The sequence below is a fragment of the Actinocorallia aurea genome, assembly GCF_054783995.1.
In genome coordinates this window covers 188,438-202,713 of record NZ_BAAGPQ010000014.1, presented here as the reverse complement: position 1 = coordinate 202,713, position 14,276 = coordinate 188,438, and the positions used below count along the sequence as shown (strand labels likewise).

Below are 14,276 nucleotides of genomic sequence, written 5' to 3'. Positions count from 1 at the left end.
TCACCCCATGCTCAGGTCGCCGTGCACGACGTTGCCGAACTGGCTCCGGCTGCCCGGCCCGCTGACCGTCACGCCGTTCAGCACCGGCCCGGCCGGAGCCGGAGATCCACCGCCGCCGGAGGGTCCCGAGGGCTCGCCGCCGGTGGGGCCCGAAGGCCCGTCTCCCGACGGCGCTCCGGGACCGCGCGACGGCTCGGGCACCCAGAGGTAGGCGTTGCGGCTGTACTGCTTCACCGACACCAGGACCTCGGTGAACTGGCTCTCTTGCAGCCCGGTGTGGCCGCCCGCGACGTAGGGGCGGAACACCTCCTCGGACAGGAGCACCGCCGCGAAGGTGACGTCCGGGTCGCTGGTCTTGAGCGCGTCGCGCAGCGGCGCGCTGTCCACGAGGCGGCACACGTCGATGGTGGCGGTGGAGATCCCGGGGGCGTCCTCCCGCTCGTCGTCCACGAGCCCGGCGTGCAGCGCGACGCGCAGGCGCAGGCGCAGCCCCTGAGCGCGCAGCTCCGGCGCCGCTGCGGCGAGCGCCTCCTGCACCGCCTTCGGGAACGGGTGCACGAGCGCGGGGAGCGCCTCGGCGGGCAGGACCGCCAGCAGGCCGTCCCCGGTGCTCTGCAGGAACCGGACGGCGTCCCAGGCCTGGCCGAGGCCGCTCACCGCGCACGCCGCCGCGAGCGCGCGGCGGATCTCCATGTGGAGGCCGGGCAGGTCGGCGTCCCGGTGGGCGCTGAACCTCTCGGCGTCGACGGTGAGGAGCGCGCTGTACTTCTGCATGCCATGGCCTTTCGGGAGGAGGATTCGACGCGTCAACGGTGCTCGGCGCGGCCGGGCGGGGCTGTCATCCGGATGACACCGCGGTGGCCCGATGCGGCCACGGCGCGCAGTCCTTCGGGATCGGTGACCACCACGCGCCGCACCTCGGTCTCGATGAGGCCCGCCTCCCGCATCCGGGCGAGCTCCGCGGCGACGGCGCCGCGCGACATCCCGACCGCCGCGCCGATCTCGGACTGGCTCAGCGGGATCTCGGGCCGGCCGGCGCCGGCGACCGACAGCCGTAGCAGCGCCCGTGCGACGCGCGGCCGCGCCGGCAGCGTCGCCGTCTCGGCGCGCCACTGCTCCCCTTCCTGGACGCGCAGCATGGTGCGCCGCAGCAGCGCGGGCTCCGCCCCGGCGGCGCGGACGAGTGAGAGGAAGCGGTCCGCGGGCAGCACGCGCGTCAGGCAGGGGGTGACGGCGACGACCGTGGCCGAGCGGGGGGCCCGCCCCACCACGCCCATGATCCCGAGCACCTCGCCGGGGCCGCGGGTCGCCAGGAGCAGCCGTTCGCCGTCCGGGAGATGGAGGACGATCTTCACCGCGCCGGTCAGGAGCAACGCGATGTGCGTCGGCGGATCGCCCTGGTGCAGCACGGGCCGTCCGGGGGAGAAACGGACTTCGACGCCCTCGCTCTCAAGGTCGTGCCGCAGCTTCGCCGTGACGTCCAAGCCCGTGTCCTTCCGGTCTGGAACAGACCATCATGACAACATCTTTTCGATCACCACGGCGGGTGTTTCACGACATTCCTTGCGAAATACGCAAAAGGCGAGTGACGCGTATTTTTTGCATTAGCCGACAGTTCTGGCCGACCTCGCGTCGCCCGGATCAGGAAAGGAGGGACTCTATACGGGCGACCTTGGCCGTCATCGCGTCGGTGGTTCCGGGGCGAATGTCGGCCTTGAGGACGAGGCTGACCCTCGGGGCGGTGCGTTCCACGGCTGCGACGGCCTGGCGGATCACTGCCATGACCTCGTCCCACTCGCCCTCGATCGTGGTGAACATGGCGTCCGTGCGGTTCGGCAGACCGCTCTCCCGGACGACGCGGACCGCCTCGGCGACGAGGTCTCCGACGCCTTCGCCCACGCCGAGCGGGGTGATCGAGAAAGCTACGAGCACGGTGCCCTCCTCTTTCGGCGCGCGGCGCCTGGTGACCGGCCTCCCAGGCTAGCCGCGGCCGCGGGGCAAGGAGAGGAGGTCGGTGAGCGGCTTGCCTTCCTCGGACCAGCGCCGGAGAAGGGTGCGGTCCACAAGGTGCACGCGGAGGGCGCCGGCCTGAGCGTGCGCCTCCCGGGTGTAGAAGCCGTTGGTGATGACGAGGGCGCTCCGGCGTCCGGGGGCCGCCGCGTCACGCGCCGCCAAGACCGCGCGCGCCCCCACGCCCTCGTCGGAGTGGGCGCCCTCGACCCGCACATGCAGGCGCTGCCCTGCAGGCGTCTGCGCGAACAGCCCGTGCGGCGCGGCCTCCGCCGAGAACCCGTCGCGGCGCATGAGGTCCCGTACGGCGAGGGTGAAGGCCGCGTGGTCGAGGCCGTCGAACCCGGCCTCCTGCTCCGTCCACGCCGCGGTGAGCCGCTCGGCGCAGTACAGGACGGCGCTCACCGCGAGCAGCACGACCACGACGATCCCCGACGGGTGCCGCACGAGGACCTCGGCGAGGCCGATGACCAGGCCGGCCAGCACGGACCCGCACAGCGCGACGCCCCCCACCGCGACCGCCCACCCGCGGGCCCCCGTCGGCTGCCCCAGCCGGAGGCGCGTGCGCCCCCCGGCACGCCGTCGCCCGGCACCGCTCACGCGCCAACACCGGGCATGGCCCCTCCTCACGCTCGGACAACTCCAATTCACACCGAGTCAGAGTGAAGCACCCGCAAGTACAGCAATCTGCCGAAACACCCGCGCTTCCCGGAAAAAACTTCCCCTCAGGCGAGGGTCGTCTTACCTCCGGGACAGCCACGGAAGGCAGAACGGGTTCACGCCGCGACGGCGAGAACCCTGAGGTGCTGGTCCGCCCTCATCGGTCGGTCGGCCTCTGCACCATGCATTCGTCGGCTGAGCACGGGGAACCGCACCGGAACAGCGGCTGACGCGTGCTCACCGCGCGTCCGAGCACCCTCGGCAGAACACGTTCCACACCGACGGTGAGGCCGGCCCCGACCGGGTCGACCGGCCGGTGCGCCCGACAGCGGCCGTTGGCGACTTCGGCCGCCCCGCCGCGCCTCCGTCGAGATCAGGACTTGGGGGTTTTGTTGAAACTGAAGACGCGAACGTAGTCAACGACCATTTTGGCGGGGAATGGGGTGTCTGCGGTGGGTTCCCCGGGGAAAGGCCCGCCGACGGCGAGGTTCAGGACGAGGAAGAAGGGGTGGTCGAAGACCCACTTGCCCGGGACCTCGGCCTTCTTCACCGTCTGGACGACCTTTCCGTCGATCATGAACGTGAGGGAGTCGGGGGTCCAGTCGAGCGCGAAGACGTGGAAGCGGTTCGAGAAGGCGACGTCGCGGCCCGGGGCGTACTGCCTGCTGATGCCGACCCCGGAGTAGCCGGGGCCCTGGACCGTCGCGTAGTACCGGTCCGTCTGGTCGCCGCGTCGCTCCATGATGTCGATCTCCCCCGACTCCGGCCACGGGTTCTTGACGTGGTCGGCGCCGAGCAGCCAGAAGGCGGGCCACAGGCCCTGCCCGTCGGGCGACTTGATGCGCGCGACGAAGCGCCCGTAGGTCGGCGCGTACTTGCCCTCGGTCGTGATGCGGGCGGAGGTGTAGCCCTTGGCGCCCGATCTCGCGGTGATCACCAGCCGGCCCTTGCCGTCGAGCGCGACGTTCTTGGGGGTGTTGCGTTCCAGTTCGCCGGTGCCGGGCGTCCGCGTCTCGATGTTCCACCGCGACGGGTCGGGCTTGGCTCCGCGCTTCCCCGTGAACTCCTCGCGCCAGGCGAGGGTCATCCCCTCGGGGGCGTCGGCGGCCGTGAGGTCGCCGGGGCCGAGCAGCGGGACCTTGGTGGGCTCCGCCGCGGGCGCCGGATCCTCCCAGACGTTCCTGAGCCACTGGGGCGGTCCGAGATTGACGATCACGGCGATCGCGAAGCAGACCGCCACGAGAACGACCATCCCCACGCCGCGCAGACGCTTCTTCAAGAGTGCCCCCGTGGTCGCACCGTGATCTTCACTGCCTCGTTCATCGCCATTCACCCGCGGCCACGCGACCGTGAACGGATAGTTATCCGAACAAACCTGGGTTGGTGCGCATCTGTACGATAATTCCATACAGAGGCTAAGGGTGCCGTTGTGGCGCGATGTGGAGAGTGAGCCGGAGATGGCCGCGGACGAGCCGCCACGGTGGGGTGCCCCCTCCCCCCATCCCGTCGAGACCTGGGTGCCGGGCATCGAGCGCCGTTTCGACGACGACCCGCTGAAGACCCGATCCGACGGATTCATCCCGGTCCGGGCGGTGCCGGCGCGCGCCCACACACCACCGGCGCTGCGCACCTCGTCACCGCAAGTCGCGCCGCCTCACCCGGCCGCACCACCGCGCCCTCCCGGACCGCCGCACCGTCCGGTCGCCCCGCCGCGGCGCCCCGCGCCGCCCCCGAGGCCGCCCGTCGACGTGCCCGTGGCCCGGCCCGTCCCCGGCCGCGGGATGTCGACCCGCCCGGCCAGACCCTCGGCGGACGCGCCCGCGATCAAGGCCCGCAAGAAGAACCGCAAGTACGCGGGCGACGGCAAACGCGACCTTCCGAGCATGGACCCGTCGGCACTGAGGGTGACGGTGCTGATCCCCGCGCACAACGAGGTCAAGCAGATCACCGAGACGATCGCGTCACTGCGCGACCAGCTGCGACCGCCGGACCACATCGTGGTGATCGCCGACAACTGCACCGACAAGACCGCCGCCCTCGCGCACCTGCTCGGCGCGGAGATCGTCGAGACCGCCGGGAACAAGCACAAGAAGGCCGGGGCGCTGAACCAGGTCCTCGACCGCCTCCTCGACGTCTGCGACGACCACGACGTGATCATGGTAATGGATGCGGACTCCTCCTTGGACGCCGGATTCATCCACTACGGCGTCGAATACTTGGCTTCGGGCGACTACGCGGCCGTCGGCGGCACGTTCACCGGCAAGCCGGGCGGCGGGCTCGTCGGGATGTTCCAGCGCAACGAGTACGCGCGCTACGCCCGCGACGTGAGGCGCCTCGACGGGCAGGCCCTCGTCCTCACCGGCACGGCCACCCTGTTCAGGGCCGGCGTCCTGCACGAGGTGGTGGAGGCGCGCCGCGCAGGAGACCTCCCCGGCCTCCCGACGGTCTACGACGTCCGCGTCCTCACCGAGGACAACGAGCTCACCCTGGCGATCCTGCACCGGGACTTCCGGATCCTGTGCCCACCGGAGTGCACCCTGACGACCGAGGTGATGTTCACCTGGGGCGACCTGTTCCGCCAGCGCCTGCGCTGGAAGCGCGGCGCGCTGGAGAACCTGGTCGACTACGGCTGGACGCCCGTCACCCGCCCCTACTGGGGCCGGCAGGCGCTCTCCCTCCTCGGCATCATCGTGATCCTCACCTACCTGCTCACGCTGGCCTACTCGCTGGCCTTCGGCGGGTTCAACCTCTCCCCGCTCTGGCTCGGCGTGACCGTGATCTTCATGGTCGAGCGGATCGTGTCGGTGCGGCAGCGGGGCGGCGTGCAGATGGCGATCGCCGCCACCATCTGGATCGAAATGATCTTCGATGTCTTCCTTCAGATAGCCCAGGCGAAAGCGTTCTGGGAAGCAGCCCTCAGCAAAGAGAGAAAGTGGTGACGATGTACAACAACGCCCCCCTCGGCAGCCTCATGGCCGGTGCCGCCGGCGGTGCCGCCTCCGCCCCCTTCATCGGCCTCCAGGCCGTCTGGATCGGCCTCGCGACCTTCACCCTGGTGTCGGCCTGCCTCGCCGTGAAGCGCATCCTCCCCAAGCGCTCGGCCTGAACCACCGCACGCTCACCGGGATCGGGCACACCCCGGCGGCAGCAGGGAACCCACGGGCATAGCGGGTACGGGCAGCAGAGACCAGCGCGGCCCCGTCCGGAATCCGGACGGGGCCGTCGGCGTGCCGGGCGGGGTCAGCCGTTGGGGCAGGTGCTGCGGAACTCTTCGACGTCGAGGCTCCGGGACGGGCCCGGGCACAGGAACTGCTCGAAGCGGGTGTCGTCGTCCACGAAGCGCTTCAGCCAGGAGATCGAGTACTTGGCGATGGTGGTGTTGGAACTGTTCGGCGCGAAGTGCGAGGCGCCGTTCAGCTCCAGGTAGGCCTTGTCCGGGGTCGACGGGAGGCTGGTGTAGAAGGGCTCGGAGTGGCTCGCGACCGGGGCGACGGTGTCGCTCTCGGCGCCGACGATGAACGTCGGGACGCGGTTCCCGCTCCAGTTCTTGGTCAGGTTCCACGGGGTCAGCGGGATGCCGGCCTTCAGGGACGGCCGGTCCTTGATGGCCTCCAGAACGCCGCCTCCGCCCATCGAGTGGCCCATGACGGCGAGGCGGGAGGCGTCGATGCGGGTGCGGACGGAACTGCGCTGGGTGAGGTAGTCCAGCGCGGCGAGCATCTGGTCGCCGCGGCTGTCGGGCTGGTCCAGAGTGGTGTTGGTGTCGATCGTGAAGATCACGAAGCCCTGGGAGGCGAGGCGCGGGCCGAGCCAGGCCATGCTGGACTGGTAGGCGGTGAAGCCGGGGGCGACCACCACGGCGCCGAAGGTGCCGTCGGAGGTGGAGGTCGGGTAGTAGATCGTGCCTCCACCGAAGCCCGTGACGCCCAGGCTGGACACGGACGTCTGCGACACCGCGTAGGAGCCGCGCAGGGCCTCGATGCTGGAGTTCGTCGGCGCGGGACCCCTCTCGTAGGGGTTGGCCGCGGCCTGCGCGGGGGCGGAGGCCAGGGCGGCCACTGCCGCGACGGCCGCGGCGGCGGGCAGCAGGCGCAGGACTTTCAGGCGCTTCGCGAACACAGGGGGGCTCCTCTCGTGGGCCGCGGCGTGGGGGTGGTGCCGCCGCGGTCGCTCGTTCGCAGTCTGGGCCGCCGGGGGCGCGCGGGCATCGGCGAAACGACCTGCCGTCCCGAACGCCGGATTGGAGCGCTCCGAAATCGGATTCGGCCCGATCTTGGCGCGGCGGAGCGTCCGAAAGTACGACAAAGCTCGCTTACCGTGGTCGGGTGAGATCCGGGTGGAGGCAGTGGTGGAGCGGGCATCCCGCGCTGGTCAGCGCCGCGCTGTGCCTCGCCGTCTTCGGGCTCTCGCTGATGACGCTGCGGATGGATCCGAACGGCCGGACGCGCGCGCTCCTGCCGGTGAACCTCGTCTTCGCGGCCCTGGCCGTCCCGCCCCTGATCTTCCGTCACCGGTGGCCGATCGGGGTCCTCGCCGCGGTGACCGCGATCACGTCGCTGCACCAGCTGCTCCCCGGCGGCGAACTGGTGACCCTGCCCGCCCAGGTCGCGATCTACGGGGTGGCGTTGCGCACCGACAGGCTGCGCGGCTGGCTGGCGGGCGCGGCGACGGCCGCCTGGCTCGTCCTGCTGATCGGCGTCGCGGGCCGGTGGGACTGGGAACCGCAGGCCCTCGGCGTCTTCACCGGCGCGGGCCTCGCGGCGGCGCTCGGCGACGCGGTCCGCAACCGGCGGGCCTACGTGGCGGAGCTGGTCGAGCGCGCGTCGCGGGCCGAGCGCACCCGCGACGAGGTGGCCGCCCGCCGCGTCGCCGAGGAGCGCATGCGGATCGCCCGCGAGCTGCACGACGTGGTCGCCCACCAGCTCACGCTGATCAACGCCCAGGCCGCGGTGACGCTGCACCTGAACGAGGCCTCGGGCCACGCGGCGGAGGTCCTCGCCCACATCAAGGACGACTCGCGCGAGGCGCTCACGGAGCTGCGCGCGATAGTCGGGCTTCTCGGGAGCGGTGAGGACGAGGCGGACGCGTCACGGGCCCCCGTCCCGGGACTCGATCGCCTCGACGAACTGGTCAAATCGTTCAGACGGGCAGGATTGGCTGTGGATATCTCGACCGAAGGCGATCCGCGGCAGCTACCGTCGGCGGTGAACGTGTCGGGCTACCGGATCATCCAGGAGGCGCTCACCAACGTCCGCAAGCACTCGGGCTCCACCGAGGCGAAGGTCCGCGTCCAGTACGCGCCGGACGCCTTGCGGATCACCGTGCGGGACGACGGCCCCGAGGCCGCCCCCTCCGGTGACGGGGTCGGCAGGGGCCTGCTGGGCATGCGGGAGCGCATCGCGGCGGTGGGCGGAAGGATCACGATCGGCCCGGCCGTCGGCGGAGGGTTCATGGTGGACGCCGAGCTTCCCCTGGGGGCGCGATGATCAAGGTGGTGCTGGCCGACGACCAGGCGCTCCTGCGCGGCACCCTGCGGTACCTGCTCAGCCGCGAGACGGGCATGGAGGTGGTCGGCGAGGCCTCCGAGGGCGGCGAGGCCGTCACCCTCGCGCTCGAGACGCGCGCCGATCTGGTGATCATGGACATCCGGATGCCCGGCATGGACGGCCTGGAGGCGACCCGCAAGCTCAAGGAGGCCATGCCGGACTGCAAGGTCCTCATCCTCACCACCTTCGAGCTCGACGAATACGTCTTCGAGGCCCTGCGCGCGGGCGCGAGCGGGTTCCTCGGCAAGGGCGTCGAGCCGGTGGACCTCCTCAGCGGCATCCGGACCGTCGCCGCCGGTGAGTCACTGCTCTCACCCGCGGCCACCAAGGCGCTCATAGCGCGTTTTCGCGCGAGCCCCACGCAGCCCCTCGAATACGGGCAGGAGCGGCTCGCGGAGCTCACTCCGCGTGAGCGCGAGGTGCTGTCGCTCGTCGCGTGGGGCCTGTCGAACGACGACATCTCGGCGAGACTCCACCTGAGTCCGCATACGGTAAAGACGCACATCAACAGGACCATGTCGAAGCTCGGTGTCAGCGATCGGGCCCAGCTCGTGGTCATCGCCTACGAGACCGGACTCGTCCGTCCGGGCGAGAGGTGACTCTCCGCATACCGCGGTCGCGGTAGTCGAGATACCCGCCGTGCTCCGATCCGGCAGCCACCCCTGCGGCGACAAAGTTAATAGCGTCCTGTCCGAACTCCCGTGAAACGAGCATTCCCCCGTGTCCTGGTTGTCCAGATTCAGCCTCAGGCAACGCAAGCTGGTCATGCTGATCACGCTCGCGGTGCTCGCGGTGGGCGCATACGCGATCCCGTCACTCAAGCAGCAGCTCCTGCCCAACCTGAGCCTCCCCGTGGTGGCGGTCTCCGCCGTCTACCCGGGCGCCTCCCCCGAGGTGATCGAGGAGCAGATCGTCAAGCCCATCGAGAACGCGGTGAAGAGCACCGAGGGCCTGGACACGATGTCGTCGACGTCGCGCCAGTCCGTCGCCACGATCTTCATGATGTACGAGTTCGGCACGGACACCGACGCCCGCGTCAGCGAGATCCAGCAGGCGGTCAACCGGCTGAGCCAGATCCCCGACTCGGTCGACCCGCAGGTGCAGACCGGCTCCATCAGCGACTTCCCGACCGTCACCCTGGCGGCCTCCGGCGGCTCCAGCATGCAGGACCTGGCCGACCGCCTCGAGCGCTCGGTGGTCCCCGAACTCCGCTCGATCGACGGGGTGAACGACGTCACCGTCACCGGTGTGCGCGAGAAGATCGTGCAGATCGTCCCGGACGCCGCGAAGATGGCCGCGCGCGGCCTTGACGCCGGCGCGATCAGCGGCGCCCTGTCCGCCGCGGGCAAGACCGTGCCGAGCGGCTCGATCGCCGCCGACGGCAAGAACCTGAGCGTGCAGATCGGCGGTCCGATCACCTCGGTGAAGGACGTCCAGGACCTCTGGATCACCCCGACCGCCGCCCCGGGCGCCGGCGCCGCCGCGGCCGCGGGCCCGGTCCGCCTGTCGGCGATCGCCGACGTCTCCCTGGCCGACAGCGACGCCACCTCGCTGACGCGCACCAACGGCAAGGACAGCCTCGGCGTCGCGATCACCCTCGACCACGACGGCAGCGCCACCACGGTGTCGAACGGCGTCCAGGACAAGCTCGCCGATCTGAAGAAGGCGCTGGGCCCGGGGGCCGAGCTCACGGTCATCTCCGACGGCGGGCCGCCGGTCGCCTCCGCGGTCCGCAGCCTGGTCGAGGAGGGCCTGCTCGGCCTGATCATGGCCGTGCTCGTGATCGTGGTCTTCCTGCGCTCCGGCCGCTCCACCCTGGTCACCGCGATCTCGATCCCGCTGTCGCTGGTGGTCGCGCTGATCGCGCTGAAGCTCTTCGACTACTCGCTCAACATGCTCACCCTCGGCGCGCTCACCATGGCCGTCGGACGGGTCGTGGACGACTCGATCGTCGTCCTGGAGAACATCAAGCGCCACCTCGGCTACGGCGAGGAGAAGCACACCGCCATCATCTCGGCGGTCAAGGAGGTCGCGGGAGCGGTCACCTCCTCCACCGCCACGACCGTCGCGGTGTTCCTGCCCATCGCCGTGGTCGGCGGCATCATCGGCGAGCTGTTCCGGCCCTTCTCCATCACCGTGGCCGTCGCGATGATCGCCTCCCTGTTCGTCTCCCTGACGATCATCCCGGTGCTGGCCTACTGGTTCCTCAAGATCCCCGAGACCGGCGGTGACGTCGAGGCGTTCCGCGCCAAGGTCGAGGAGGAAGAGCGCCAGGGCCTGCTCCAGCGCTACTACGTCCCGGTCATCGAGTGGGCCACCAGCAAGCGCCTGCTCGTCCTGATCATCGCCGCGGTCATCTTCATCGGCACCATGCTCATGAGCGGGCTGCTGAAGTCCAGCTTCATCGGCGGAGGCGACGTCGCCTCGCTGCGGGTCACCCAGACCCTCCCCGTCGGCACCGACCTCGCGACCACGAACACCGCGGCCCAGAAGGTCGAGACGGTGATCAAGGAGACCGAGGGCATCGAGTCCTACCAGGTCACCGTCGGCGAGGGCAGCGCCGGCATGTTCGGCGGCGGCGCGGGCAACACCGCGGGCTTCACCGCCGCCCTCGCCGAGGACGCCGACGCCGACACGGTCGAGGACGCGCTGGACGAGCGGCTCCAGGCGCTGCAGGGCGCCGGTGAGCTGAGCGTCGGCGCCGACGACGGCATCGGCGCGAGCAACACCGTCGACATCCTGGTCAACGCCCCCGACGACGCCACGCTGAAGGCCGGCGCGGAGAAGATCCAGACCGCGCTGGAGAAGCTGCCCGAGCTGGACAAGGTCACCACCGACCTGGCCGAGAGCGCGCCGCAGATCAGCATCCGCGCGAACGACGTCCGGGCGGCCAAGGCCGGCCTGTCCGAGGTCGCGATCGCCCAGATCGTCGGCCAGACGATCCAGGGCTCGACGGTCTCCACGGTCAACGTCGAGGGCGCCGAGACCGACGTCGTCATCAAGAGCAGCACGACCAAGCCCACCTCGGTCGCGGAGGTCGAGAACCTGCGCGTCCCGACGGCGACGGGCCTGGTGAAGCTCGGCGACATCGCCGACGTGAAGGAGGTGGCCGGCTCCGCCGAGCGCACCCGCCTCGACGGCGAGCGCACCATCACCGTCTCGGCCGCTCCGGTGGGCGACGACCTCACCAAGGCGAGCAGCGCGGTGCAGAAGGTGCTCGACGAGACCGACCCGCCCGAGGGCGCGACCTACACCCTCGGCGGCGTCACCGCCGACCAGGGCGACGCGTTCGGCCAGCTGGGCCTGGCCATGCTGGCGGCGATCCTGATCGTCTTCCTGATCCTGGTCGCCGTGTTCGGCAGCATCCGCCAGACCCTGATCCTGCTGGTCTCGGTTCCGTTCGCCGCGACCGGCGCGATCCTGCTGCTGCTGATCACCGGCACCCCGCTGGACGTCGCCGCGATGATCGGCATGCTGATGCTGATCGGCATCGTCGTGACCAACGCGATCGTGCTGGTGGACCTCATCAACACCTACCGCGAGCAGGGCATGCCGCTGCACGAGGCGGTCATCGAGGGCGGCCGGCGCCGCCTGCGCCCGATCCTCATGACGGCCCTGGCGACGATCTTCGCGCTGATCCCGATGGCGCTCGGCGTCACCGGGCACGCGGGCTTCATCTCCAAGCCGCTGGCGATCGTGGTCATCGGCGGTCTGATCAGCTCGACGCTGCTCACCCTGGTGCTGATCCCGACCCTCTACACGATGGTCGAGGGCCGGCGCGAGGCCAAGCACGCCAAGAAGAAGGGCGCCGCGGTCGAGCCTCCGGCCGCCTCGGACGAGGGCACCTCCTCCGAGCTCACCCCGGTCGGCTAGCCCGTCCCGCCCGTCGCGCGGCCCCCGTCCCCTCCCGGGACGGGGGCCGCGCCCGTTTCGCTAGGGAGGCGGGGCTTCCTGACGCCGTCCGGCGAGCTCCCTTACCCGTCACGCCGTCCGGCGAGCTCCCTTACCCGTCAGGTAAGCGATCTTCGCTTCCCTCCCGCTTTCGGTCGTTGTCCGAAAAAGCCGAAACCGGGAAAAGAGGACCCTCGCACCCCCCTGCGAGACGGCCCCCCGCCACACCTGGCCGAACATGATCCCGACGCTCGCGGCCCCAACGCGGTACAGGACAAAACAGACCTAAGGGACTTTTCACCACATAAGGACCTGGTAGAGCGAACCGCCGAATATGACATGCGACACTAACGCGGCCCGCAACTCCCGCTCTGAGAGGCGTGCCACCTGGCCTTTCGGCCGGTGGACCGGGACAATTTACACTCCGGGGACAGCTGTCAACAGTCGCGTTAGACCCCACCGGACCCGCGGAGATAGCAGAAAATGTCACTTCGGGCCGCCGAATACGGCATGCTGCCACCTGCGTATGAATCGTGTCCGTCACATGATGAGGACCTCGTCCATGTCTACGGCTTCCCCGCCCGTCAAAGCACCCCGTCCGCCGGTCGAACGGGCCCTGCTCGCCTGGCTTTGCTGCGTCCTGGCAGCCGGGGCCGGCTGGGTATGGGCCGTCACCGCGGTCCCCGCCGACGTCCGCGAGGTCACCGCCTGGGCCGGTGGAGGCGTCGCCCTCGCCCTGTGTCTGTCCTGCGCGCTCACCGTCTACTTCGCGGCCCGCGGCCGCTGGGACGCCGCCAGGGTCGCGCACACCGGGAGTGAGCTGAGCGCGGTCGAGGCCGAGCTGTACCGGATCGGTGAGGAGTCCCTGCCGACGCTCGTGCGGCGCGCCCGCGAAGGCGCCCCGCTGGAGGTGATGCTGGGCGAGATCCGGCGGCCCTCCAACCTCACCCTTCAGCGGCTGGTGCACACCGTCGCCGCCGAACTGCAGGCGGCCGAGCAGCGCACCTCCGCCGAAGCCGCCGGGGCCTCCCGGCACGCGACCGAGACGGCCCGGATCACCGACGAGCTGCTGCCCGAGATCGTCCGCCTCGCCCGCGACGAGCGCGCGTCCCGCGAGACCGTGTTCTCCGTGCTGGAGCGCCCCGCCGACGCCGAACTGAACCGCCTCCTGGAGGCGGTGGCCGAAGCCGTCACCGGCGGCGAGCGGCGCGGCGGCGCGGCCATGGCCGCCTGCGCGAACGCCGCGGCCCGGGTGCAGGCGCAGACCACCAGCCTCCTCGCCGAACTGCGCACCCTGGAGCACAGGTACGGCGACGACAAGGTCTTCTCCGACCTCCTGGAGATCGACCACCGCGTCTCCCAGCTCGGCCGCCTGGCCGACAGCATCGCGCTGCTCAGCGGCGGCCGCACCGGCCGCCGCTGGACCAAGCCGATCGTCATGGAGAGCATCCTGCGCGGCGCTATGGGCCGCATCGACGCCTACCGGCGCATCCGGCTGCACAACACCAGCAAGGCCGCCGTCGTCGGCTACGCGGCCGAAGGCGTCATGCACGCGCTCGCCGAGCTGATGGACAACGCGACGACGTTCTCCGCGCACGGCAGCGAGGTCCACGTCTACCTGGAGGAGGAGGACGCGGGCGTCATCATCACCATCGAGGACAGCGGCCTCGGCATGCGCAAGCGCGAACGGCAGCGCGCCGAGTCCCTCGTCTCCGGTCCGCTCGACCTGCGGACGATGCCCGGCACCCGCCTCGGCCTCGCCGTCGTCGGCCGCCTTAACGCCAAGTACGGGCTGAACGTGAACTTCCGGCCGTCCTCGCGCGGCGGCACCGGCGTCGTCATGATGATCCCGCGCCAGCTCGTCACCCAGCCGCGACCCGACGGGCAGCCCGCCGCCCTGTCCGGCAGGGCGCCCGCGACCGTCCCCGCGGCCCCCGCCGCCGAACCGGCCGCCGCCGTGGCGGACACCGCGGCGACGCCGTCCGGCGGGAACTGGGCAGATCTGCCCAAGCGCCCCCGAGGCGCCGCCTTGGCCGCCGCAGGCCACCTCGATCTCCCGGCCGAACCCGTGACCCCGGCGGACATCCGCGAGGTGGGCAACCGGTTCGCCGCCTTCCGGCAGGCCGGGAAGGACACGTCGCAGAACCCCCAGGACGAACGATAGGAACC

At 70.9% G+C, this 14,276-nt stretch carries 12 protein-coding genes; 6 read left to right on the top strand and 6 right to left on the bottom strand.

Annotated elements, in window-relative coordinates; all coding sequences use genetic code 11:
• The 5 genes from ACYVOM_RS18755 to ACYVOM_RS18735 form a co-directional block, all read right to left on the bottom strand.
• Positions 1-774: a hypothetical protein gene (locus tag ACYVOM_RS18755; protein ID WP_460304700.1), complete on the bottom strand. Its 774-nt coding sequence runs from the start codon at positions 772-774 to the stop codon at positions 1-3.
• 32 nt (positions 775-806) lie between these two features.
• Entirely contained in the window at positions 807-1,484 is a 678-nt protein-coding gene (locus tag ACYVOM_RS18750) for a Crp/Fnr family transcriptional regulator (protein ID WP_460304699.1), read from the bottom strand.
• A gap of 157 nt (positions 1,485-1,641) precedes the next feature.
• Positions 1,642-1,932 (bottom strand): MTH1187 family thiamine-binding protein, encoded by a 291-nt coding sequence (locus ACYVOM_RS18745; protein ID WP_460304698.1) that lies wholly within the window; start codon positions 1,930-1,932, stop codon positions 1,642-1,644.
• 48 nt (positions 1,933-1,980) lie between these two features.
• Entirely contained in the window at positions 1,981-2,523 is a 543-nt protein-coding gene (locus ACYVOM_RS18740; RefSeq protein ID WP_460304697.1) for a restriction endonuclease, read from the bottom strand.
• A 520-nt stretch (positions 2,524-3,043) separates the two neighbouring features.
• The gene (locus ACYVOM_RS18735) at positions 3,044-3,949 is read right to left on the bottom strand and encodes a glycoside hydrolase family 16 protein (protein WP_460304696.1); all 906 of its coding nucleotides are present in this window, start codon (positions 3,947-3,949) and stop codon (positions 3,044-3,046) included.
• A 178-nt stretch (positions 3,950-4,127) separates the two neighbouring features.
• Between ACYVOM_RS18735 and ACYVOM_RS18730 the strand changes: the two genes are divergently transcribed.
• Together ACYVOM_RS18730 and ACYVOM_RS18725 are read left to right on the top strand one after the other, a co-directional pair.
• Entirely contained in the window at positions 4,128-5,609 is a 1,482-nt protein-coding gene (locus ACYVOM_RS18730) for a glycosyltransferase family 2 protein (protein ID WP_460304695.1), read from the top strand.
• Entirely contained in the window at positions 5,606-5,776 is a 171-nt protein-coding gene (locus ACYVOM_RS18725) for a hypothetical protein (protein WP_460304694.1), read from the top strand. The genes ACYVOM_RS18730 and ACYVOM_RS18725 overlap by 4 nt, the downstream gene beginning before the upstream one ends.
• A 134-nt stretch (positions 5,777-5,910) precedes the next feature.
• Here the strand turns inward: ACYVOM_RS18725 and bdeA are convergent, their stop codons facing one another.
• Positions 5,911-6,789, bottom strand: a complete 879-nt coding sequence (bdeA, locus tag ACYVOM_RS18720; protein ID WP_460304693.1) for a bis(hydroxyethyl) terephthalate hydrolase — start codon at positions 6,787-6,789, stop codon at positions 5,911-5,913.
• Between the two features lie 206 nt (positions 6,790-6,995).
• On the opposite strand from bdeA, the gene ACYVOM_RS18715 reads away from it, so the two are divergent.
• From ACYVOM_RS18715 to ACYVOM_RS18700, 4 genes are all read left to right on the top strand, one after another.
• Positions 6,996-8,156, top strand: coding sequence for a sensor histidine kinase (locus tag ACYVOM_RS18715; protein ID WP_460304692.1), 1,161 nt, complete (start codon positions 6,996-6,998; stop codon positions 8,154-8,156).
• Positions 8,153-8,815, top strand: a complete 663-nt coding sequence (locus tag ACYVOM_RS18710) for a response regulator (RefSeq protein WP_460304691.1) — start codon at positions 8,153-8,155, stop codon at positions 8,813-8,815. The genes ACYVOM_RS18715 and ACYVOM_RS18710 overlap by 4 nt, the downstream gene beginning before the upstream one ends.
• Before the next feature lie 121 nt (positions 8,816-8,936).
• Positions 8,937-12,089 carry an efflux RND transporter permease subunit gene (locus ACYVOM_RS18705; RefSeq protein ID WP_460304690.1) on the top strand — a complete coding sequence of 1,051 codons (3,153 nt, stop codon included), beginning with the start codon at positions 8,937-8,939 and terminating at the stop codon, positions 12,087-12,089.
• Positions 12,090-12,669: 580 nt separating this feature from the next.
• Positions 12,670-14,271: a sensor histidine kinase gene (locus tag ACYVOM_RS18700; protein WP_460304689.1), complete on the top strand. Its 1,602-nt coding sequence runs from the start codon at positions 12,670-12,672 to the stop codon at positions 14,269-14,271.
• The last annotated feature ends 5 nt before the right edge of the window (positions 14,272-14,276 follow it).

Excerpts from the sequence above, each read along its gene's own strand:
- ACYVOM_RS18755 (WP_460304700.1), bottom strand. The coding sequence starts at position 774 with ATGCAGAAGTACAGCGCGCTCCTCACCGTCGACGCCGAGAGGTTCAGC.
- ACYVOM_RS18730 (WP_460304695.1), top strand. The coding sequence starts at position 4,128 with ATGGCCGCGGACGAGCCGCCACGGTGGGGTGCCCCCTCCCCCCATCCC.
- ACYVOM_RS18710 (WP_460304691.1), top strand. The coding sequence starts at position 8,153 with ATGATCAAGGTGGTGCTGGCCGACGACCAGGCGCTCCTGCGCGGCACC.
- ACYVOM_RS18700 (WP_460304689.1), top strand. The coding sequence starts at position 12,670 with ATGTCTACGGCTTCCCCGCCCGTCAAAGCACCCCGTCCGCCGGTCGAA.